This is a genomic window from Corynebacterium sp. PCR 32 (assembly GCF_037464985.1).
GTDB lineage: Bacteria > Actinomycetota > Actinomycetes > Mycobacteriales > Mycobacteriaceae > Corynebacterium > Corynebacterium kroppenstedtii_D.
The window spans coordinates 522,089-542,780 of record NZ_JBAHVL010000001.1 but is presented as its reverse complement, the minus strand read 5'-3'; the positions used below and the strand labels follow the sequence as shown (position 1 = coordinate 542,780).

General features: G+C 55.4%; 17 protein-coding genes, 2 tRNA genes and 1 pseudogene. 4 read left to right on the top strand and 16 right to left on the bottom strand.

All coding sequences use genetic code 11. The annotated features are described in order from the left end of the window. Positions 1–8: 8 nt before the first annotated feature. From V5S80_RS02305 to V5S80_RS02275, 7 genes are all read right to left on the bottom strand, one after another. Positions 9–767 carry a DivIVA domain-containing protein gene (locus tag V5S80_RS02305; protein ID WP_395169122.1) on the bottom strand — a complete coding sequence of 253 codons (759 nt, stop codon included), beginning with the start codon at positions 765–767 and terminating at the stop codon, positions 9–11. Positions 768–896: 129 nt separating this feature from the next. Further along, on the bottom strand, positions 897–1,373 hold the full coding sequence (gene coaD / locus V5S80_RS02300; protein ID WP_395169121.1) for a pantetheine-phosphate adenylyltransferase: 477 nt from the start codon (positions 1,371–1,373) through the stop codon (positions 897–899). 104 nt (positions 1,374–1,477) lie between these two features. Next, a complete protein-coding gene (rsmD, locus tag V5S80_RS02295; RefSeq protein WP_395169120.1) occupies positions 1,478–2,056 on the bottom strand; it encodes a 16S rRNA (guanine(966)-N(2))-methyltransferase RsmD in 579 nt (192 codons plus the stop codon). 290 nt (positions 2,057–2,346) lie between these two features. After that, the gene (locus V5S80_RS02290) at positions 2,347–4,521 is read right to left on the bottom strand and encodes an ATP-dependent DNA helicase RecG (protein WP_395169119.1); all 2,175 of its coding nucleotides are present in this window, start codon (positions 4,519–4,521) and stop codon (positions 2,347–2,349) included. A gap of 112 nt (positions 4,522–4,633) precedes the next feature. Then, the gene (locus tag V5S80_RS02285; RefSeq protein WP_395169118.1) at positions 4,634–6,412 is read right to left on the bottom strand and encodes a DAK2 domain-containing protein; all 1,779 of its coding nucleotides are present in this window, start codon (positions 6,410–6,412) and stop codon (positions 4,634–4,636) included. Next, complete coding sequence (locus V5S80_RS02280) at positions 6,397–7,071, bottom strand: uracil-DNA glycosylase (protein WP_395169117.1); 675 nt, start codon at positions 7,069–7,071, stop codon at positions 6,397–6,399. Before V5S80_RS02280 ends, V5S80_RS02285 begins: the two co-directional genes overlap by 16 nt. Positions 7,072–7,148: 77 nt before the next feature. Continuing rightward, positions 7,149–8,117, bottom strand: a complete 969-nt coding sequence (locus tag V5S80_RS02275) for a thiamine-phosphate kinase (protein WP_395169116.1) — start codon at positions 8,115–8,117, stop codon at positions 7,149–7,151. Between the two features lie 192 nt (positions 8,118–8,309). Here V5S80_RS02275 and V5S80_RS02270 point away from each other — a divergent pair, with 192 nt between their 5' ends. Beyond that, positions 8,310–9,377 carry a DUF3515 domain-containing protein gene (locus V5S80_RS02270; RefSeq protein WP_395169115.1) on the top strand — a complete coding sequence of 356 codons (1,068 nt, stop codon included), beginning with the start codon at positions 8,310–8,312 and terminating at the stop codon, positions 9,375–9,377. A 36-nt stretch (positions 9,378–9,413) separates the two neighbouring features. Here the strand turns inward: V5S80_RS02270 and V5S80_RS02265 are convergent, their stop codons facing one another. Then, positions 9,414–10,490 (bottom strand): D-alanine--D-alanine ligase family protein, encoded by a 1,077-nt coding sequence (locus V5S80_RS02265; RefSeq protein WP_395169420.1) that lies wholly within the window; start codon positions 10,488–10,490, stop codon positions 9,414–9,416. A gap of 146 nt (positions 10,491–10,636) precedes the next feature. After that, positions 10,637–11,635, bottom strand: a complete 999-nt coding sequence (locus tag V5S80_RS02260; protein ID WP_395169419.1) for an NAD(P)H-dependent glycerol-3-phosphate dehydrogenase — start codon at positions 11,633–11,635, stop codon at positions 10,637–10,639. 220 nt (positions 11,636–11,855) lie between these two features. On the opposite strand from V5S80_RS02260, the gene V5S80_RS02255 reads away from it, so the two are divergent. Continuing rightward, complete coding sequence (locus tag V5S80_RS02255; RefSeq protein WP_395169114.1) at positions 11,856–12,944, top strand: NUDIX domain-containing protein; 1,089 nt, start codon at positions 11,856–11,858, stop codon at positions 12,942–12,944. Between the two features lie 102 nt (positions 12,945–13,046). On the opposite strand, the pseudogene leuD reads toward V5S80_RS02255, so the two are convergent. Together leuD and leuC are read right to left on the bottom strand one after the other, a co-directional pair. After that, a pseudogene (leuD, locus tag V5S80_RS02250) lies at positions 13,047–13,640 on the bottom strand (3-isopropylmalate dehydratase small subunit); the annotation flags it as partial. 26 nt (positions 13,641–13,666) lie between these two features. Beyond that, complete coding sequence (gene leuC / locus V5S80_RS02245) at positions 13,667–15,085, bottom strand: 3-isopropylmalate dehydratase large subunit (RefSeq protein ID WP_395169418.1); 1,419 nt, start codon at positions 15,083–15,085, stop codon at positions 13,667–13,669. A gap of 193 nt (positions 15,086–15,278) precedes the next feature. Here leuC and V5S80_RS02240 point away from each other — a divergent pair, with 193 nt between their 5' ends. After that, the gene (locus tag V5S80_RS02240; protein WP_395169113.1) at positions 15,279–16,031 is read left to right on the top strand and encodes an IclR family transcriptional regulator; all 753 of its coding nucleotides are present in this window, start codon (positions 15,279–15,281) and stop codon (positions 16,029–16,031) included. 12 nt (positions 16,032–16,043) lie between these two features. On the opposite strand, the gene V5S80_RS02235 is transcribed toward V5S80_RS02240, so the two are convergent. Both V5S80_RS02235 and V5S80_RS02230 read right to left on the bottom strand, forming a co-directional pair. Further along, entirely contained in the window at positions 16,044–17,288 is a 1,245-nt protein-coding gene (locus V5S80_RS02235) for an Nramp family divalent metal transporter (protein ID WP_395169112.1), read from the bottom strand. A gap of 102 nt (positions 17,289–17,390) precedes the next feature. Next, a complete protein-coding gene (locus tag V5S80_RS02230) occupies positions 17,391–18,257 on the bottom strand; it encodes a diacylglycerol/lipid kinase family protein (RefSeq protein WP_395169111.1) in 867 nt (288 codons plus the stop codon). 159 nt (positions 18,258–18,416) lie between these two features. Here V5S80_RS02230 and V5S80_RS02225 point away from each other — a divergent pair, with 159 nt between their 5' ends. Next, complete coding sequence (locus V5S80_RS02225; protein ID WP_395169110.1) at positions 18,417–19,673, top strand: hypothetical protein; 1,257 nt, start codon at positions 18,417–18,419, stop codon at positions 19,671–19,673. A 177-nt stretch (positions 19,674–19,850) separates the two neighbouring features. Here V5S80_RS02225 and V5S80_RS02220 read toward each other — a convergent pair whose 3' ends face one another. From V5S80_RS02220 to V5S80_RS02210, 3 genes are all read right to left on the bottom strand, one after another. Beyond that, entirely contained in the window at positions 19,851–20,228 is a 378-nt protein-coding gene (locus tag V5S80_RS02220) for a hypothetical protein (protein ID WP_395169109.1), read from the bottom strand. Positions 20,229–20,470: 242 nt separating this feature from the next. Next, positions 20,471–20,543 (bottom strand) — tRNA-Glu (locus tag V5S80_RS02215). Positions 20,544–20,566: 23 nt separating this feature from the next. Beyond that, a tRNA-Gln gene (locus tag V5S80_RS02210) sits at positions 20,567–20,638 on the bottom strand. Between the last annotated feature and the right edge of the window lie 54 nt (positions 20,639–20,692).

Below are 20,692 nucleotides of genomic sequence, written 5' to 3'. Positions count from 1 at the left end.
AGTGAGGTCTAACCGCGGCGTGCGTCACGAGTTCGATAGTCATCACGTGGTTCACGTGAACCAGGGCGAGTACGACCACCAGAAATACCAGCGCCACCACGAAGCGCAGCCCGATCCTTCCCCACTGTTCGCAACACCGAGGTCAAGGACTCCTCAAACTCAGCCAATTTCTGGTCAACGTACAAATCACAATCGCTACGGAGCTTATCCGAATCAGCATGAGCAGCATCCCGAACGCGAGTCGCTTCCTCGTTGGCCATTCGTACGACTTCAGATTCGCTAACCAAGCGTGACTGCTCTTTCAAACCCTCATCAACACTACGGTCATACGATTCATTACCTGAGGCCACCAAACGCTCCGCTTCGGCAGCAGCCCTACCCGTGACCTCATCATATTCACGACGAGCATCCTGGACGATCGCGTCCGCCTCATCCTCAGCACGAGCAACCATGCCATGCGCACGATCTTCCGCATCCCTCATCATCGCATCGCATTTTTCCTGGGCATCAGCGACCACACGCTGAGCTTCGGCCTCAGCGTCGGCAACCATCGAGTGCGAACGTTCAGTTGCTTCATCGATAATGCCGTCGCGCTTATCTAAAACGTCCTGAGCATCGTCCATTTCTGCTGGTATCGCATTACGAATTTCATCTAACAGATCCAGGACTTCCCGGCGCGGAACCATACAGTTACTCGTCATGGGGACGCCGTAGGCCTGATCGACCATTTGGAGGAGTTCGTCGATGCCTTCGAAAGTTCTGTACATGATGACCAGCTTGGCAGAATTTTCAACTTTTTGCAGAAAGCCACGCCCGAGGCTGGGTGAGGTGATCACAATGTCGGCGCCACACCTGAGGGAGCTGGGGCTCACGACGCTGGCTGCTTGGGCGCAGCGTTACTCGTCAGCGATCTTCTTCCGCATCGCTTCGATGACATGATCAGGCATCAGGCCAGAGACGTCACCGCCGTAACGTGCGACTTCTTTGCATAATGTCGACGAGATATGGCCGTACTTGGGGGTCGTCAGTAAGAAGAGAGTGTCAATGCCGGACAGTGACCGGTTCATCTGGGCCATGGGGAGCTCATAGGCATAATCGAGTGAGCTACGTAGGCCCTTCACTAATGCGCTGATCCGGTGAGTCGTAGTGTAGGCCACGAGTAAGTCATCCCAGGAGTCGACGGTCACGTTAGGTAAATGGTCGACGGCTTTTTCAATCAGTCCGCGTCGTTCTTCGACGGAGAAAAGCCCGTTTTTACTGGGGTTATAGGTGACCAGTACGGTGACATGCTCAAACTGAGCGGCGGCGCGCTCGATGATATCCACGTGTCCGTTCGTAATGGGGTCGAAAGAACCGGGGCAGACGACGTGCATCGTCGGATTCCTCTCTACGTCGCTTGACGATTGAGTCAATCGATGGTGTGAAACGGTGTTCTGACATTGATTGTGCCGAATGAGTCGTGCGCGCAACAAGGAGCCTAGTGCTCGTCTTCGACTGGTCGTGTGTAGGATGCCATGTCCATGCGTGCGGCACCGTATGTCCGCTTTTTTAGTTTCTGCCCTGTCGGTTCATATCCGTGAGGCCACGCGGTTTCTGCACTCGCCGATGACCGCTCAACGACCACTGCGGCCCCATCTCGCACATGCGGAGCTAGTCCGACGAGGATGTCATGAACCGCGTCGTCGATCAACGCATAGGGGGGATCAATGAAAACTATGTCGAAATAGTCTTGTGGGGCACCAGCCAAATAGCTCGAAACTGGGCGCCGGACCACGTCCGCGTTGACATTTCCCACCCGCCGAATGTTCTCCCGGATCGTATCGATGGCCCCGGCGTCGGTGTCGACGAAAACGACGCTCTCGGCTCCTCGGGATATTGCCTCTAGCCCCAGAGCTCCAGAGCCTGCGAATAGGTCAAGGACGCGGGCGCCGTCGAAGCCAAAGCGGACACCGAGTGATGAAAAAAGTCCTTCTTTTGCCCGGTCAGATGTTGGCCGAGTACCTTCCGCGGGGGCTTTAATAGTCCGTCCGCGGGCATAGCCTGAAATGATTCGCATGCTGATTCCCCTTATCACACATCCCATGTGCTGCACCATGACGACCACAATCCTGCCGCCACCGCCAACGTTCGAAAAGTCATCACAATCCAGTGAAACTACCTTGTTCTCCACGGGCGACACTACTGGGGCCTCTATGACCACAGCCTCACCAACAGCGAGGGTTTCACCAGCCGCGACAGATTACCCAGGACGACATGGTAATGAACACCTCGTGCACACGACACAAGAGTCCACAGGGGCACTCTACCGTTGAGAATACTGGACAGTGGCAGCCTCAGCGCGGGCTTTTATCTTTTGTCAAGGAATTCGCGTTCAGACGTGGTGTAGCCCGCACTGAGTTGTCGCGCTAGGGCTGGATTAGTGCGAACGATAGTATCAGCTTCACTTTTCGCTGTCTCGATTAGTGCGTGGTCATGAACGATATCAAGAAGCCGTATATGGGTGGACCGCCCGGATTGGTCTTCCCCAAGCAGGTCACCTTCACAACGAGTAGCAAGGTCACGTTCAGCAAGGTCAAAACCGTTAGTGGTAGACGCGACATCGGTCAGGCGCCGGTAGGAATCGCTGTTCTCAGGTTGGGTGGTATGAAGCAAGCACCACGACGGGTAGGGCCCGCGACCGATTCGACCGCGAAGCTGATGGAGTTGGGAAATACCAAAGTTCTCGGCTTCACAAATAAGCATCAGCGTCGCATTCGGGACGTCGACACCGACCTCGATAACGGTCGTCGAGACCAGCACATCAAGGTGACCACGGGAAAACCTCCTCATGACATCCTCTTTTTCCGTCGACGGGAGTTGTCCATGGAGGACCCCAACATTAAGCCCCTGAAGCGGTCCAGCAGTAAGAGTGAGGTGCATCTCGTCCACCCCACCATCACCACGAATCCGTGGACACACAATATAAGCTTGCCGTCCCGCATCAACTTCTTCGCGGATCCTATGAAAAGCCCGCTCCATCCACCCTTTTTTCCACTCAGGAACGACGACACTTTGAATGGGTTTCCTACCACCTGGAAGCTCAGTGATCGTCGAGACATCGAGGTCACCAAATGTTGTCATAGCAACTGTCCTCGGAATGGGCGTCGCCGTCATGACTAATTGGTGCGGGGTAAGAGGCCCGTCCTCCGACTCACGGCCGCGGCCTCGCAGGGAATCACGCTGTTCGACTCCAAAACGGTGCTGCTCATCAACCACAACAAGTCCGAGATGAAAAAATTCAACATTGTCGCTAAGGAGAGCATGAGTCCCGACAACAATATCGGTCTCCCCTGTCATCAGGGACAACAACGCCTCTTGACGCAAAGACGCTGACATTGATCCAGTAACCAGTCGTATCGTTGCTCCGACACCAGCACGCCCCATCAACGTTGTCAGCGACTGAGCATGCTGTGCCGCCAAAACTTCAGTAGGAGCGAGGAGCGCCGCCTGGCAACCAGCGTCCACCACCTGAAGCATGGCAAGCACAGCAACAACAGTCTTCCCCGAACCAACATCACCCTGTAACAGACGACACATTGGTGACGGGCCTGCCAAATCGTGTCCAATCTCGTCAATCACCGCACGCTGCTGATCGGTAAGCTCAAACGGAAGACCGGCCAGTAACGTCTCGCGATATCCCTCCTCTTGTACAGCACACCCGGGGGCCGTCCGCTGCGCCGTAGCATATCGTCGTAGTGCGAGAATCAGCTGCAAACCCAATGCTTCATTGAATGCCAAACGCTTCCGTGCCCTCGTCTGATCTGCCCATGACGACGGCATATGCATTGCTCGGATTGCATGATCCAAGGACGGAAGCGCCTGCCCCTGTACAGAAGGCACACGCGGAAGTGGTTCATCAACAGGCTCATGCTGAGACAACACCGTGGATATTGCATTGAGAACAGTCCATGAATCCACACGAACCGGACGCTTCTGACGTCGAGTGGACTTGTCTCGTCCCTGGCGAGTTGACGATGTCGACAAATCAGACTTAAGCGGATAAATAGGAAGAAGTGGCAGATTTTTCACCAACTCCGCTGTCTCATGATCGATGCTATGTCGTGCTGTCGTCGCCGAATCACCACTGCGACCATCGTCATTGAGGGACTCTGCCCCACAACCTTGATCAATAACCTTGTACGCAGGATGGGACAGCTTAGAGGACCCGCGATACTCCGACACCGTCCCAACGAAAATCGCGCGCGTACCCACGGTTAAATCTCGTGCCGGGGCAAAGGCATGAAAAAAGGTCGCGTCGATGGTTTGCGCCCCATCAGAAATGGCGACCGTATATAGACGCTTCCCCGATCTCGTCGTGACCTTATCCCCACGGATGATCTCCCCCACAAAAGTCACGGTGGTACCGACGGCGACACGACCAATATCGGACGTCGAACCCGGCTCAACATATCGACGTGGAAACCATTCCAGGAGTTCAGCAACCGTCGTCACCCCAACAGACCTCAGATGGGAACGTGTCACATCAGAAAGAGAATGAGGCAGTGGGACCGCCAGAGGCTCCCACCCCATCATTGGGCGCACATGACCTCCCCCGCTCGAAACAATGCCACAATAAACACCGTGCTCATCACCTTTACTCCACACCAATCATGAGTGCAGCACCACACCCCTCAACAGTAAAGAATGAATACTCCGCGCCCTCACGGCGCGGAAGTTGTTGTACAACACGAGTCCAGTGCTCACTGCCAGAAATCACAGTAACAAGTTCACCGCCGGTAGCCAGCAGCTCAGAAACAGTTGCCCAGGCATGGGTCACCGCCGGCGGTGGTGTCAGATCACAGTGAGGATCCCCCCCGACCACGTCATCATCACTGATGATAATCGTCGTTGTCTCCTGTGCAGCATCAATCATCCCAGCCGTGTCTGCCGCAAGTGACTGTGACGGATCATGGACCGCCATCGCTGCTACTCCTGCACACAATGATGCCGACGGCACTATCACGACATCCGGCACGCAATCCCTGATCAATCGCGGGTCAATAACACCATTCGTGAGGAGCACCACTTCGTCAACCGCTTCTTGTGTAATCGCCTCGCGCAGAAGGTCACAATAATACGTGTCTCCTCGTTCATCAGGGCGACACTCAGTCTCGCCAGGGTTGATCGTGGGGCGGGTGACCACAACAGTGTCCGCGCCTGCCTTCCCGAAAAACGTAGCGGCCTCGTGGCTCGGTACGACAGCAAGTACAGACCGCAGGCGGGGGCGAGAGGCGTCGGCATTTCTCACCTGTTCCGGGCCTGTGGGATGAATAACCTCAACCTTCAGGTCAGACACAGCTCCACGCTCATAAGCTCCCTCAATGACCTCGCCTGCGTCAACGGTGTGAATATGAATCCTCGCTGAGCTCTCGGTCATGGCGCCAACAATGAGGCTATCCCCCCTCGGCGTTAAAAATTCCCGCAGTTCACCAAGGTCAGCGCCGTCAATGAAAAACATCACTTCAATCTCCGTCGGCGATAGTGCACCCGGAGTACCACCGTCGGCGATCGTCGCCGACGATTTGTGAACAACGCTCGTCGTGCCTGCACCGGTACCGGGGCGGCCCACGTGGCTGTGATCAGTCGCGTCAGTGGCGCCGGCAAGTGCCCGATCAAGTTCGTCAAGGAGAACAAGAAGTCCACGACCGCCAGCATCGACCACTCCGGCATGTCGCAATACAGGAAGCTGTGACGGTGTACGCTCTAATGCTCGCTTCGCAGCGCATCGAGCTGCATGAGCGACCACCCCGGCACGATCACTCGTCTGCGCTGCCGATGTTGCTGCAGCTGCTGCCGACCTCAACACCGTGATGACGGTGCCTTCGACAGGATTGACGATCGCTGCCTGAACAAACCGTAGACTATTCGACAATGCATCACGGACGGATGTCCCATCCAAGGGCCCAGATTTTGCAGATTCCGCAAGCCCACGCAGCAATTGTGAGAGGACCACCCCCGAGTTACCACGGGACCCTTTGGTCGCCCCAATGGCTAACACCGTCGCGACTTCCGCGGTGGTCAACGCCATCTCACGTCGACGATGAACCGTGCTGCTGGGAGTGGATTGAGCCCGGTTCCTCGTCCTCTCCCGCTCACGTAGTGCATGGTCGAGCGCGGATACTGCCGACGACATGGTAAACGCCATATTCGACCCAGTATCTGAATCCGGTATCGGAAACACGTTCAGACGGTTGATCTCATCTTTTTGTCGCGTCAAACTATCAGCGCACGTACGGGCCCACCGCTGCAAAGTCTCGGAATCAATCACCCCCCCTGCATGCTGACGCTCAGCCATCGCCATGCCGGCGGTGGCACGCTTCTTGATAGGGTGCGCTGTGGTCCACGTCGTAGCCTCCATCATGGAAGCGCCCACTCGACAGGTTTCTCTCCCTGTTTAACAAGTAGCTCGTTAACACGGCTGAATGGGCGCGACCCGAAGAACCCTCTGCTCGCTGACAGCGGCGACGGGTGTGGTGAACACACTGCCGGGGTATCCCCCAACCATTTCCGAGTACTTTGCGCATCGCGTCCCCATAAGATAACAACGAGCGGTTGGTTCCGCTGCGCCAGCGCCTTAATGGCACATTCCGTGACCTCTTCCCATCCTTTTCCCCGGTGAGATCCGGCATGTCCAGGCCGTACCGTAAGAACTCGGTTAAACAAGGCGACACCGTGTTCTGACCATGGAGTTAAATCCCCTGTTGATGGAGCATGACACCCGATATCGTCCTGTAGTTCTCGGAAAATGTTGACCAAACTACGCGGAATAGGCTGAACATCCGCATGGACAGAAAAGCTCAATCCCATTGGGTGGCCCGGCGTTGGGTACGGATCCTGCCCGACAATGAGGACTTTAACCTTATCGAATGGGTAGGTGAATGCGCGTAACACATCTGTACCTGCCGGAAGATATCCGCGACCAGCCGCGTTTTCCTCGCGAAGGAAGTCACCTAACTGGTGGATCTGATCAGCAACTGGTGCAAGTGGCTCTGTCCACGTGTCATGGACAGGCAATGGCGTCGACAGGGTCATGGTTCACACTCTAGCGGCCTGGGTCACGGGGACTCCACACTGTGGGGTTACCGTCACAGCATCCACGCTCACGGGTTTTACGTTTCACGAAACGAATCCCATCCGTCCGCCACAGGTGGAGCGTTTCCGCCGAGAGTGACTGGCTCCGGACCCGGTTTATGTACTCTGCCCAGAAATCGAAATCCTGAGGGGATAGCTGATGATGTCGTCGCAAGAAGGGTATGGTCTTCACCTCCCTGACATATCCATTCCATAGGGTCACACCCCACTAGACGCGCAGCCTCACAAATAGCAGGATCCGGTGCGAGTGCGCCCACGTCAAGGTCAATAGTGACGTGGCTCAACCGCGCCATCGTGCCGAGATCGATGACGAGCCCGTCCGAATTATCCGTCATCGCTGTTGCTCCTGTCGACCTCGCGACAACTCCCCTCACACGGTCTAACGTTGGGACACGGAATGCGTCAAGCACAACGTCAGTATGTTCTGATCTCGGTATGGCGTCGGGAGAACCAAAATGACGAAGCAGGGCTAGCCCAGCAGCCGAATACCCTAATCGTCCACTCGCAATGAGTATCTGCCCTGGCCGAGCGCCCGACATGGTCAGAGGTGGCGTTGGGCCCGCTAATTCTCCCACTGCTGTCACGCTGAGCATCAACTGCTCACTTGTGACGACATCACCCCCCACAAGCTCGGCAGACCACCGGCCAGCTTCGACAGCCATACCACGAGCAATACCTGTCAGAACATCACTGTCAAGTTCAGCCGGCGCAGCAATTCCCAACAGCAACGCTATCGGGCGTGCGCCCATCGCCTCGATATCGGCAAAATTCTGGATCACGGCGCGACGTCCCACATCAACAGGTGTCGACCAATCAAAGCGAAAATGTTGTCCGTCGACCAAAATGTCCGTACTACACACCGTTTTCGAGGCAAACGACGACGGGGACAACACTGCTGCGTCATCACCATTCATCTCTGACGGAGCAGCCGCACGAATAGCATCAATCACGCCCCGTTCACCAAGGCTACGTAGAGATTCGCCCATTCCTCTTCCCGTATTTTCTCAGCCCGTACTCATTCCATAATGACACAAATCACAACACACCGCGCCCCTCATGTCCGCCACCCATACCCCCATGGTGGTACACCTAGCGTGAACACCGAACGACCATAGCCCCCACTGAACGTCACACGGTGCTGCCGTGGTTGGTCACCAGTGCCACTACACTGAACAACTATGTCTGATGAGCAGCGCACCCACGAGGACGACCACCGACTCACTGGCCCAGGAACCATCCTCTCTCTCATCGTGGCCACAGGATTTGTCGTCGGCGTGATGATCTCTGCTCGCATTGCCTATGACCACGCTGAGCATCGACCTATTACGCTCAACGCCATTGACGCGCCCGGAGCATCCTCCAATGAATGTTCTCGACTTGTTGACAATCTTCCCGACAGCCTAGGTTCCTTTGACCGCGTGCCCGTCGCGCAGCCCGCCCCAGCTGGTGCGGCGGTCTGGGTGAAAGGAGATAAGCGTGTGACGTTGCGCTGTGGGGTTCAACCGCCTGATTCTTACACGGCACTATCAACGACGGAACAGCATGGTAAAGATGATGACCACACCATGGACACTGGCCCAGCGGCTGAGATTCGTTGGCTAGGCGTAGCCGACACGGTCGGAGGAGACGATCCAGTCTCGGGCACTGTCACCTGGTATACGCTCGGTCGATCACAAGAAGTTGCCGTCACTGGCCCCGCCTCCATGGCATCAGAATTAAAGGAGCTTGCGCGCCCTCTACGCCACAACCCTGTATCACCGTCGTCGGCGACAGCGCACCCGGCACCCGCACCGTTGTCAGCGCTGCCCGCCGACGATAGTGATCCTCTGTCAGCTCAGTGCCGCAGTGTCCTTGACGCACTCCCCTCCCGTTTTGGCGCACTCACTCGAACAACGAAAGATGTGCTCGGCCACGACCTTCCTCAGGGAGTCGTCGCGTGGATCGCCCCCCGTCGCGAACCCGTGGTTGTCCGGTGCGGGGTTCACCGCCCCGCGAGCTACAAGCCAGGTGCACAGCTTCAGCAAATCAACGATGTTCCGTGGTTCAACGCTGATGTATCTCATGGCCAGCCGGAGATGGATGAGCCTGGCCCACAGGATTCCACGTCCCGCGATCAGGATCGTACCTGGTATGCGCTGGGATATCGCAATACTGTCGCTCTGTCAATGCCGGCTTCATCGGGCAATGGTGTTATCACAACAGTATCGGACGCTATAGCCCGCCATGTGGAAAAGAGCAGCGACTAGACACCTCGTCGTTTTCTTTCCCGAGGGAGGCTATCACTACCCCCTGGAGTGCGCGACGATCGCGCGCTGAATGAGAATATCTAGGAGCTCGGCGTATCCGATCCCTGTGGCGCCGAACATTTGAGGATACATCGATATCGGTGTAAACCCTGGCAAGGTATTGATTTCGTTGAGAACAGGGCCATGGTCGGTCACGAAGAAGTCGACACGGGCAAGCCCTTCGCAGTCCAAGGCTTGGAACGTTTCAATCGCAAGGTCACGAATATGGCGAATAGTGTCACGGTCGAAGTCCGCTGGGATCGTCGCGGTAATGACATTGTCCAGGTATTTTGTGTCAAACCCGTAGAAGCCCTCGTCGCCTGATTCAGTGTCGTCGAGTTGGGCGGGCAGCGATGCTTCCAAGGAGCCGTCTGGATGCTGCACCACACCACATTCCACCTCTGTCCCCACAATCATGGACTCCACAATCACTTTGGAATCATGCGTGCGCGCAAGGTCCATGGCGTCGTCAAGTTCGTCCCAGTGATCCACTTTGGAAATACCGATGGATGAGCCACCACGAGCAGGTTTCACGAAGACCGGCAGGCCAAGAAGATCCTTTTCCTCATCGGTCAATGTCCGGTTCTCCCGTACGACGACATCCCGACCAATAGGCAAGCCTTCTGCTGCTGCTAGTTTCTTCGTAAACTCTTTGTCCATTGACGCTGCCGACGCCAATACACCCGCCCCTACATAGGGAACCGCCGCCATTTCGAACAAACCTTGGACGGTACCATCTTCACCAAATCGGCCGTGAAGAACAGGAAAAATAACGTCAACGTCGGCAAAAACCTGTCCCGTGGCGGGCCCACCGGCGTACACAAAACGGCCAGGGTGCGTAGGATCGAGAGATAATGAGATCGCCGCTTCGCCCGTGACTTCGGGAAGTCGACGGTCATGGATCGTCAGCTCGTCCGGATCTGACGATCCGACAACCCACTGCCCATCCTTGGTGATTCCGATCGGAATCACCTCATAGCGTGCGGGGGGCAGATGCGAAATGATGGCGCCTGCAGAGACGCATGAGATGGCGTGTTCGGAGCTGCGGCCACCGTACACAACGGCAACGCGAATGCGGTCATGGGGACACTTCCCGGTGTGGTTGTCGCCATAGTCGGCGTCATGATCCGGTTGTCCGTGGGTATTCAGGGGAGCTGCCGAGGTCGCTGGGTTCTCTACCGACGAATCTGATGTAGTCACGGGGACTTAGTCTAGCGGGCCTACTCTGGTTTGGTATCGCGCTCCATCAGGTTCATGATGCTCTCCTCGACTGTGGCGTTATCGAAGCACACAGATACGACCGCGTTGGCAATGGGCACATCAACGCCATGGTCACGGGCTAGGGACTGAATAGCTCGGCAGGCATTGACCCCCTCGGCAACTTGGCCGTGGCATGCTTCTTGGGCCTCCTTGAGGCTCATTCCTTGGCTGAGACGTTCCCCGAACGTCCGATTCCGTGAGAGGGGCGAGCTACAGGTGGCGACTAGATCACCTAACCCGGCGAGGCCTGCGAACGTGGCAGGGTTCGCGCCAAGAGCACTGCCCAGCCGAACAGTCTCTGCGAGTCCGCGCGTGATGATGGTGGCGGCAGTATTTTCTCCCAACTTCTGGCCAGCTGCCATCCCCGATGCCAAAGCAATCACATTCTTAGCGACACCGCCGATCTCGCATCCGATGACGTCTGTGTTGGTGTAAGGACGGAAATAGGTGGTTCGGCAGGCGTCTTGAACGTACTTGGCGCTGTCATGATCAGTGCAGGCGATGACAGTTGCTGCTGGTTGTTCGTCGGCAATTTCTTTGGCGAGGTTGGGGCCAGAGAGAACCACTATCTTGTCGGATGCCCGTCCGGTGACCTCCGCAATAACATCGCTCATTCGACGTGCAGAGGCCTGTTCCAGGCCTTTCGACAGCGACACGATGAGGGCGTCCGTGGGGATGAGTGGTGTCCACTCGTGGAGGCTATCGCGGACCGCGTGAGACGGGACTCCAAGAACGACGATCTCTGCGCCTGCGAGTGCAGTCGCGGGATTACTCGTTGCGGTGATGGCATCCGGCAGAGTAATGCCGGGGAGGTAGCGCTGATTACAGCGAGTGCAGTGAATCTCTTCGGCAACATCGGTTCGGCGTGCCCAGAGGGTCACGGTGTTACCTGCATCCGCAAACACTTTGGCCATGGTAGTTCCCCATGATCCTGCACCCATTACTGCCACTGCGACCATCGTAGACTGCCCTTTCCGTTTGTTGTTTCTCACCCGTGTGCCACCGCGAACCATCCGTTCCCGTTCCGACCTAGCCTAACCGCCTCGCGGAATGTGCTCGAATTTTGTTGTCCGCCGTGGTGATCATTGTCGCTTATGTTCTTTCTCCACGTCTCTTTCTCGCTTATCGTTGAGTGAGATTCAGCACTCCACGTCAACTCTTGAGAGGACTCCCTCCCCCATGTCGAAGAAGTACTCATCGCACACACGGTCAGCTGAGCTTGCCAAGGGGCCTCGTTCTGAGTCGGGTGAACGGGGTAAAGATGCCGACCATCATCTATCTGTTCATGGTGATGTCCAAGAAGTACCACGATATCCTGCTCACGAGCTTGGCAAGATAACCCTTGCTGCGGGGGCTGTGGTGTGGCGTCATCGGGGTGGCGTGGTACCCAATAGCGATGCCACACCGTCGGGCACCATATCACGAGATGATATTGAGGTTCTCCTCATACACCGTCCACGTTACGATGACTGGTCATTAGCCAAGGGGAAGCTAGATCCTGGAGAAACGCTTCCTATGACCGCGGTTCGGGAGGTGAAAGAGGAAACAGGTTATGATGTCACGCTCGGGAAGTTACTCGGCCGAGTTTCTTATCCTGTCAAGGGGAGAACCAAGGTGGTTTATTATTGGACGGCAGAGTGCGTGGATGGTTCATTCGAAGATAATGAGGAAGTCGACGATGTGGTGTGGCTTCCATTACACGAGGCGATGGCGCTGACGACCTATGACGTGGATGCGCAGATCCTTGAGCAGGCTGTTCAGCCGTCTATCCTTTCTACCACGTCGCGGGTTATCCTTGTTCGTCATGCTCATGCTCATCCCCGGGAGGGATGGGGTGGGCATGATGATCTGCGGCCTCTTGACCGGAAAGGTCGCCGTCAAGCATCCATGGTGCCGGGAGAATTAGCAGGATTCGGCGTGACCGCGTTGTATTCGGCGGATCTGGTGCGGTGCCGAGCCACTGTCGAGCCGTTGTCTCGTGAAACCGGACTACGTATCGAGGTTGACGATGTTCTCAGTGATGATGGCTGGGCAACACGGAGGGATGAGGCGAAGGATCATATCAGGCGTATCGTCGCGCAGGGCGGGGTGTCTGTTGTGGCCAGCCAGGGGCGAGCGATTCCTGGGATCATCGCATGGCTATCCGCCGAGGGAGTTCTCGGGTGTGCTGAGATTCCGTGCAAGAAGTCCAGTGCATGGGTGTTGAGTTTCACCGATGGTCGGTTTACCGGTGCGGATTATCTCGCGAGCCCATTGCCCATTAAGTAATGACCAGGCTTAGTACCGCGAGGGGCCCGACCATGTCGAAGGAATTTCGGGGGTGTAGGAGTCGCGTGCTGGCCGTCGCGGAAATCCTTGTATGTTCCCCTGTGGCTCCTCCATGGTTGTTGGCATGAATGATGGACGTGCCTGTTCGTATTCGGCGATGGCTTCTTCGTTGCGCAATGTTAATGCGATGTCGTCTAGTCCTTCTATGAGCCGCCATCGTGTGTGGTTATCAATGTCGAAACTGAAGACAGCCTCCCCGACGGTGACTGTGCATTCGTTAAGGTCGACGGTCATCGTACGTCCAGGTTGTTCGTCGAGTAGCTTCCAGATCAGCTCGATGTCATCAGTAGCCATTTGCGCTGCAACAAGCCCATTTTTTCCGGCATTACCACGGAAGATATCGGCGAACCGCGCGGAGATCACAACGCGGAACCCATAGTCCATAAGGGCCCATGCGGCGTGTTCCCGTGAGGAACCCGTGCCGAAGTCTGGGCCTGCAACGAGAATCGAGCCGTTTTTGTACAGATCGTGGTTGAGAACGAAGTCAGGATCTTCCCTCCATCGGGCAAAAAGCCCGTCGTCAAACCCGGTGCGTGTGACTCGTTTCAGGTAAACGGCAGGAATGATTTGGTCAGTATCAACGTTGGAGCGGCGCAGGGGAACTCCCACTCCGGTGTGAGTGGTGATGGGTTTCATTGGTTTTCCTTATCTCGTGAACTGTTCTATCCGGCTGCGCTGTAGACCGGACTGAGATCTACTGGCGAGGCGAACCGTCCTTGAACTGCGGTTGCAGCGGCGACGTACGGGCTTACGAGGTGCGTTCGTCCGCCTTGCCCTTGGCGGCCTTCAAAGTTCCGGTTCGATGTGGATGCACACCGTTGACCTGGGGTAAGTTGATCGGGATTCATACCTAAGCACATGGAGCAGCCTGGCAGTCGCCATTCTGCTCCTGCCTCGGTGAAAATAGTGTCGAGCCCTTCTTTTTCGGCTTGTTCTTTGACTCGTGCAGATCCTGGCACGACGAGCATGCGCACACCGTCGGCAACGTGTCGCCCTTTGACGACGGATGCTGCGGCTCGAATGTCTTCAATTCTGCCGTTGGTGCATGATCCGACAAAGACAACGTCGACGGGGACGTCGCGGATGGACATTCCTGGCGTGAGGCCCATATAGTTCAGCGCTTTTTCGCAGGCTGCTGCTGCTTCGGGGTCTGTGAAGTCCTCTGGGCCGGGGATGGGTTGGTGTAGCCGGATTCCTTGGCCTGGGTTGGTTCCCCAAGTAACGAAGGGGGTAATGTCACTGGCTTCCATGTTGACGACGGTATCGAATTCTGCGTCGTCGTCGGTCTTAAGTGATGTCCAGTATTCGACGGCACTGTCCCAGTCCTCGGGTGCGTGGGGACGACCTTTGAGGTAGTTGAATGTGGTGTCGTCCGGGGCGATCATGCCGGCGCGGGCGCCTGCTTCTATGGACATGTTGCAGACAGTCATGCGGGCTTCCATTGACAGTTGTCGGATTGCGTGGCCACGGTATTCGATAATGTGACCTTGGCCGCCACCAGTTCCAATTTTCGCGATGACTGCCAGGATGATGTCCTTGCCGGTGGTTCCTTCAGGCAGGGTGCCGTTGATGTTGACGGCCATTGTTTTGAATGGTTTCAGGGGTAGCGTCTGGGTGGCCATGACGTGTTCGACTTCTGAGGTGCCAATGCCAAATGCGATGGCTCCGAATGCTCCGTGAGTTGCGGTGTGGGAATCTCCGCAGACCACAGTCATGCCTGGTTGGGTTAAGCCTAACTGTGGGCCAACAACGTGGACGATTCCTTGTTCACGGTTTCCCATCGGGAATAGCCTGATGCCGAATTCGTCGGCGTTCTTCCTCAATGTTGAAACTTGTGTCCGTGAGGTGAGGTCATCGATTTCGGCGACGTCACCCGTTGTTACGCCGGTGGTGGGAACATTGTGGTCTTCGGTTGCGATGGTTAAATCTGGGCGGCGTACTGGTCGTTTGGCCAGGCGAAGTCCGTCGAATGCTTGGGGTGAGGTGACTTCGTGAACCAGGTGTAGGTCGATGTAGATGAGGTCGGGGTCGCCGGGGTTTCCGCGCGATACGATATGGTTGTCCCACACTTTTTCAGCCATGGTTCGTGGCCGAGGTTTTTGTGTCCGTTCCGGGTGCGTGGCGGGCGTTGGTGGGGTGGTGTGGTTGGTCGAAGCGTTGGTGGGGGCAGAGTGGGGGTCTGTTGTGGAGGTTGTCATTCTCCGGTCCTTCCGTCGTGTCGGCTGTCGTTCCAACATACAAACATCTCACTATGCAAAATGATAGTATCAAAATATGGGATTCTTGAGTGATTCTACTGATCAGATCGATACCAACCGCCCCCTCGTCAACCCCAATAGCGGGATCAAAGTCCTCGACCGTTCCTTATTAATCCTGCGCACGACGACACTGCGCCCCATGAACCTCAGTGAAATTTGTTCAGAAACAGGCCTCCCTCGCGCAACCGCACATCGCCTACTGACAGCCCTTCATGTTCATCGACTTCTCACCCGCAATGACGACGGCCGTTGGCATGCCGGCCCCGGTTTATCCGAACTCTCCCCAGCCAGCTCGAATCGAATCATTCAAGCAGGAATGTCTGTCATGCACGACCTCATGAACAAGACCAATGAATCCATTCAGATTTACCGCCTCACCGGAGACGTTCGAACCTGCATCGCATCCATCGAGCCAGCCAGCGGCCTACAAAATACTGTTCCCGTGGGCGCACGGATGACGCTATTGCGAGGATCAGCCGCACGGGTTCTCGTTGCATGGGCACCCGATACCTTAACGCAGTCAGTCATTCCCCATGCTGCTTTTACTCATGATGACCTCGCCACAACCCGCACCACTGATCTGGCTGAATCCATGGGCGAAAGGGAACCTGGTCTCGCCAGCGTGTCAACGCCCCTGCGCGACGGGCATGGGGTCGTGGCAGCACTCTCTATATCCGGCCCCATGGAACGAATGCGACCATCACCCGAACAACTCTACGGCGACCTGATACGCGACGCCGCACACCGCATTAGCCAGGTGTTACGGTAGGGATTCTCACAGTCACGCATCTCCACGGAGCGTCATTACAATCAGCACAACGTTGAGAACGGTGATGAGTGTTGAAATGACCATACCGATATATTTCAGTGTTTTATCCCTATACTGGCCCATTGCTGTGCTGCCGGTCACAAGCTGTAAAGGTACGAGTGCGAAGGGGATACCGAAGCTTAACACCACTTGTGAAATGACAAGCGCGTAGGTGGCATCAACATGGAAACCGATAATCAGGAGCGCCGGGACGAGTGTCAGTATTCGCCGAACCCATAGTTTGACCTGGACGTGGAGCATCCCCTTCATAACTTCCGAGCCCGCATACGCACCCACCGACGTCGAGGCAAGGCCAGAGAACAACAAGCCGATGGAAAAGATGACCCCAATCGTGGGTCCAAGAGCGCTCCGTAACGCGTGATGTGCACCTTCAATAGTGTCGGTGCCACTTTGTCCGCCCAGTGCAGATGCTGCCAAAAGTAAAAGGCCGATATTGACAAGCCCTGCTACCCCGAGAGCAAGGATGATATCAACACGGATCGCTTGTAACAGTCGTCGCTTGGCATCCGGGTCTCCATGGCGAGCACCGTGCCGGTGAATAACCAGCGACGAATGCAGATAGATAACGTGCGGCATCACGGTGGCTCCCAGCATAGATGCGGCAAGCATCACACTATTTGCGCCGTCGAATTGGGGAACTAGCCCGCCCACAAGCCCATGTGCATCAGGAGGCGCGAGCACAAGTCCAGCAAGAAAACCAAGTGCAATGACCGCTAACATCGCGATAATCACACGTTCGAAGATCGTTTGCATTGAACCTTGTGTGAGGAGTAGAACCATCGACACCACACCAACGATGATCCCACCGACCAACAGCGGAATCCCGAACAACAGATGGAGAGCCACTGCTCCACCGATGACTTCTGCGAGGTCGGTTGCTGCTGCGACGACCTCTGCTTGTACCCAATAGGCAAGTCGCCAGGGTTTCGGAAGTCGCTCGCCCAAGTACTCAGGAAGACTCTTTCCGGTGACAATTCCAAGTTTTGCAGCTTGGTATTGAACAATCATCGCCATGAGGTTCGCTGCAACGAGGACCCATACTAGGAGGTACCCATACGTAGCTCCTGAGGAAATATTGGCTGCGACGTTTCCAGGATCAACATAGGCAATGGCGGCCACGAAAGCTGGCCCTAGTAATGGAAGTGTTCGCGAGGTACGACGTGACGTCGCCGTGAGTGTCTGCTGTGGATCGGGCATCCCCCACTCCTTCTGCAAGGATTGTGATATATCAGGCGATGACCGTTCCTCCCACGACTACCCAGCCGAAAGAGACGCAATCTGCGGAGGGTCTGGGCCTGTTTATGCAGCACACGCTAGGGTGTGGGGAACAACGGAGATCGTGATCTCATCGTACTTCGATAGTCGCATAACCTCACCATCCAGCTGCACTTGGGAGTCTTTCTCGAGGATAAAATGCCACCGCGTTTCACGGTCGGCGTTGTGAAGACCGAGAGTACTGGCGCGAAACAAGTAACCGATGAGCATGGCTAGTGTCAGACTCTTATGTTTGACGACATCGAATTTTCCGTTTGTCAATGACGCGTGGTCACTGATTTTGATAACCTTGCTCATTCGTGGGACGTTCGAAAAGACGAGGTTGTCAAGTTTTTCTTGGTGTCCGTCATGAATAATTTTGACCGGTTTCACCGAGAAAAGGTTACGCAGCACAATCCAGCCTTGGTTCCACCTGGTTAAGTGTGCGGCAGTCAGTTTTTCCCCGATGTGGGGAGTGAATCCGAACCCAATATACGAGTGTGCGTAGCGCTGAAATTTATCGTTTCCCGTGGTCACAAGCTTGAGGATATCGATGTGAGTGTAGTCGTTCGTGATGATCCGGTGCGCGAGTGTTTTACCGTTACTCAACGCGTGATAATGATCATTCGCATTTCCGCTGGGTAGGATTACTGTCCGAATATGGTCGTGGGGGTACCTCATCACGCCATTGATCACTTCGTTATAGGTTCCGTCGCCACTTGAACAGGCAATGATGTGGATCGTGTCTGATTCTTGGGTGATCGTAGCAGCCAGTGTCTCTGCATGCCCTGGGTAGTCGGTGGCGACAACGGTGACATCGAAGAGTCCCGTCAGTTGATCAGCGAGCCGGCGGGCCCGTGATTCGCTGCGCCCTGTTGCGTGGGGGTTGAAGAGGATTGTTACTGGCGTCATGGTTTCTGTGTTGTCGTTGTGTCGGGATTATCTCGTCGACGTATCCCACGAGGAGGGTTCACCAGACTGGATCTCAGCAAATGAGAGCCGTGATCACTGCCCCGTAGGTAAGCTTAACGGAACCTCATAGTGCCCCATGATGGAATAGGAATTTTTTTCATGAGACAAAGTTTGGCTGTCGCAATGGCGTTTGTGGGCCTGCTGGTGGGGGCAGGTTTCGCCACTGGTAAAGAGATGCTGCAATATTTCATCGCCTTCGGATCGATCGGTCTCATAGGAGTGGTGATCACCGGTGCTCTCATGGCGATCTTTGGGTGGGTTGTGCTGCAGGTGGGGTGTTATTTCCTTGCTGATGAGCATGGGCATGTGTTTAAGCACATTGCCCACCCTCGGGTATCGCGAATTTTGGATCTGTGTGTCTCGGCAACCATGGTGACAATGGGGATGATGATGCTCGCAGGCGCAGGGGCAAGTGTGAAGCAAACCTTTGGACTTCCGGCGTGGGCGGGATCGGCTGGGTTGGCGATCATTGTCTACTTCGTGTGCTTTCTTGATGCCGAGAAGGTCTCCAACATCATCGGTGTTGTGACGCCGCTGATGATCGTCGCTGTCATCATCCTCTTCGTATGGTCGCTTGCCCATATTCCTGATGATTTTTCGTTGCGAGCAGCCAGTGAGATGGGAAAGAGAGAATCTGCGCCTGTGTCACCGTGGTGGTGGTCAGCTATTAACTGCGCTGGCATGACGTTGATGTGTGCAATCGGTATGTCGTTGGTTATTGGTGGGACATATACGAAACTGCGTGATGTCGGTATCGGTGGTCTGATCGGCGGGGCGGTTATTGGGGTCATGATGTTGATGGAGACCACGTCGCTGTTTATAAACGTCAAGGATGCTGGTGGAAAAGATATCCCGATGGCGGCGGTGACGCATGCTATCAATCCCACTGCGGGTGTGGTGTTGCAGATCATCATTGTGCTTATGATTTTCAATACAGCATTGGGTGATTTTTATGCTTTTTCACGCCGTATCGAGGTCGCGTTTCCTACCCATCCTCGGGTCAATCTTGCGGTGATTCTTACTGTGTGCTGGGGTGTGAGTTTACTTGGTTTTGGTCCGCTTATACAGATCGTATTCCCTGTTCTGGGGTACGTGGGGACGTTTGTCGGGATCATGTTTGTTGCGTGGCGAATCCGGTGGAGTCGCCTCATCCGCGGGGAGAAGGAGCGGCGTCAACGCATTCGCCAGCTGACGCGGCTGTATATTCACCCACGGCTCACGATGGATAGCACAATGGAACTCAATTACGAATTAGAGAATTCCGACGCTAACAGCGACAAGCTCTTCACGACAGTGGCTCAAGAGGAACGCAAAAAACTCGATCCGGATACCGTTGTTCCCCACGACAAAGGTTAGATGTGGCGCGGTTGTGTCAGCAGTTACTCCGTGTTCTCACAGGTCCTGATCAGCACGATCGGTGGCGCCGCTGACCCTCAGCGTTTACCTAAAGAAAACTTCCTTTTTGTGATGTCGTGGGGGGCGTCTTGGCCTGCGGCCCGATAGATGTAGTCGGGGATATTCTTTTTGAGGTCTTTACTTGTTTCCACTGCAAGCCTCGCCCATGCACGGCGACGAAAGTCGTTCGCTGCTGGTGTGGTCATGTGCTGCCTCCCTTCCTTGTCCTCCATCATTGTCGGAAACCTGCTCAATTGCTAGTTCATTGATGATCTGTTTCTCTGTTCGTGTTGTTAATTTGCTGCGATACAACAAATGTAGATGAACAAACCCCAGGTGGAAGGCTTCATCATCATCCTTACGCATTGTTAATTCTACCGCCCAGGTATAGCGTTTCCACCACTCAGCACGATTATCACTTCTAATTTTTTGCCCAACTGTGACAACCAATCCGATGAATCCACACACTGCGACTACACATTTAGCTATGTCAATCCATTCAGTCAGTGACACCATATGACATCCCTATTATTCCCATTCACGGTCACACTGTGAAGGCCATCGATGACTCCTAGGCCTTGACCTTAGCTTCATATTGTCCTGGTGCAGCAACGACGGTCATCCCCGACTCCACCAGAGCACCATCGCCAGTGACGTGTGAAGTATAACCCCCTTCCACACGCCGCCACATGAATCTACCGAATCGGGTCCACAAAGAAATCCCCCTAACCTGACAATTCAGATTAGGGGGATGATTGTACCCTGTACGGGATTTGAACCCGTGCCGCCGCCGTGAGAGGGCGGTGTCCTAGGCCGCTAGACGAACAGGGCGTAAGAAGCATTACTGCTTCTTGCTGGCCTACCAGGACTCGAACCTAGAATGGCGGTACCAGAAACCGCTGTGTTGCCAATTACACCATAGGCCATTGTGCACTGAACACTGCCAGGCCCGGCTGCGCTGTGCAACGGGGAATAATATA

Coding starts and splice junctions, on each gene's coding strand:
- V5S80_RS02305 (WP_395169122.1), bottom strand. CDS start 767: ATGTACAGAACTTTCGAAGGCATCGACGAACTCCTCCAAATGGTCGAT.
- coaD (WP_395169121.1), bottom strand. CDS start 1,373: ATGCACGTCGTCTGCCCCGGTTCTTTCGACCCCATTACGAACGGACAC.
- rsmD (WP_395169120.1), bottom strand. CDS start 2,056: ATGCGAATCATTTCAGGCTATGCCCGCGGACGGACTATTAAAGCCCCC.
- V5S80_RS02280 (WP_395169117.1), bottom strand. CDS start 7,071: ATGACCCTGTCGACGCCATTGCCTGTCCATGACACGTGGACAGAGCCA.
- V5S80_RS02275 (WP_395169116.1), bottom strand. CDS start 8,117: ATGGGCGAATCTCTACGTAGCCTTGGTGAACGGGGCGTGATTGATGCT.
- V5S80_RS02270 (WP_395169115.1), top strand. CDS start 8,310: ATGTCTGATGAGCAGCGCACCCACGAGGACGACCACCGACTCACTGGC.
- V5S80_RS02260 (WP_395169419.1), bottom strand. CDS start 11,635: ATGGTCGCAGTGGCAGTAATGGGTGCAGGATCATGGGGAACTACCATG.
- V5S80_RS02255 (WP_395169114.1), top strand. CDS start 11,856: ATGTCGAAGAAGTACTCATCGCACACACGGTCAGCTGAGCTTGCCAAG.
- leuC (WP_395169418.1), bottom strand. CDS start 15,085: ATGGCTGAAAAAGTGTGGGACAACCATATCGTATCGCGCGGAAACCCC.
- V5S80_RS02240 (WP_395169113.1), top strand. CDS start 15,279: ATGGGATTCTTGAGTGATTCTACTGATCAGATCGATACCAACCGCCCC.
- V5S80_RS02235 (WP_395169112.1), bottom strand. CDS start 17,288: ATGCCCGATCCACAGCAGACACTCACGGCGACGTCACGTCGTACCTCG.
- V5S80_RS02230 (WP_395169111.1), bottom strand. CDS start 18,257: ATGACGCCAGTAACAATCCTCTTCAACCCCCACGCAACAGGGCGCAGC.
- V5S80_RS02225 (WP_395169110.1), top strand. CDS start 18,417: ATGAGACAAAGTTTGGCTGTCGCAATGGCGTTTGTGGGCCTGCTGGTG.
- V5S80_RS02220 (WP_395169109.1), bottom strand. CDS start 20,228: ATGGTGTCACTGACTGAATGGATTGACATAGCTAAATGTGTAGTCGCA.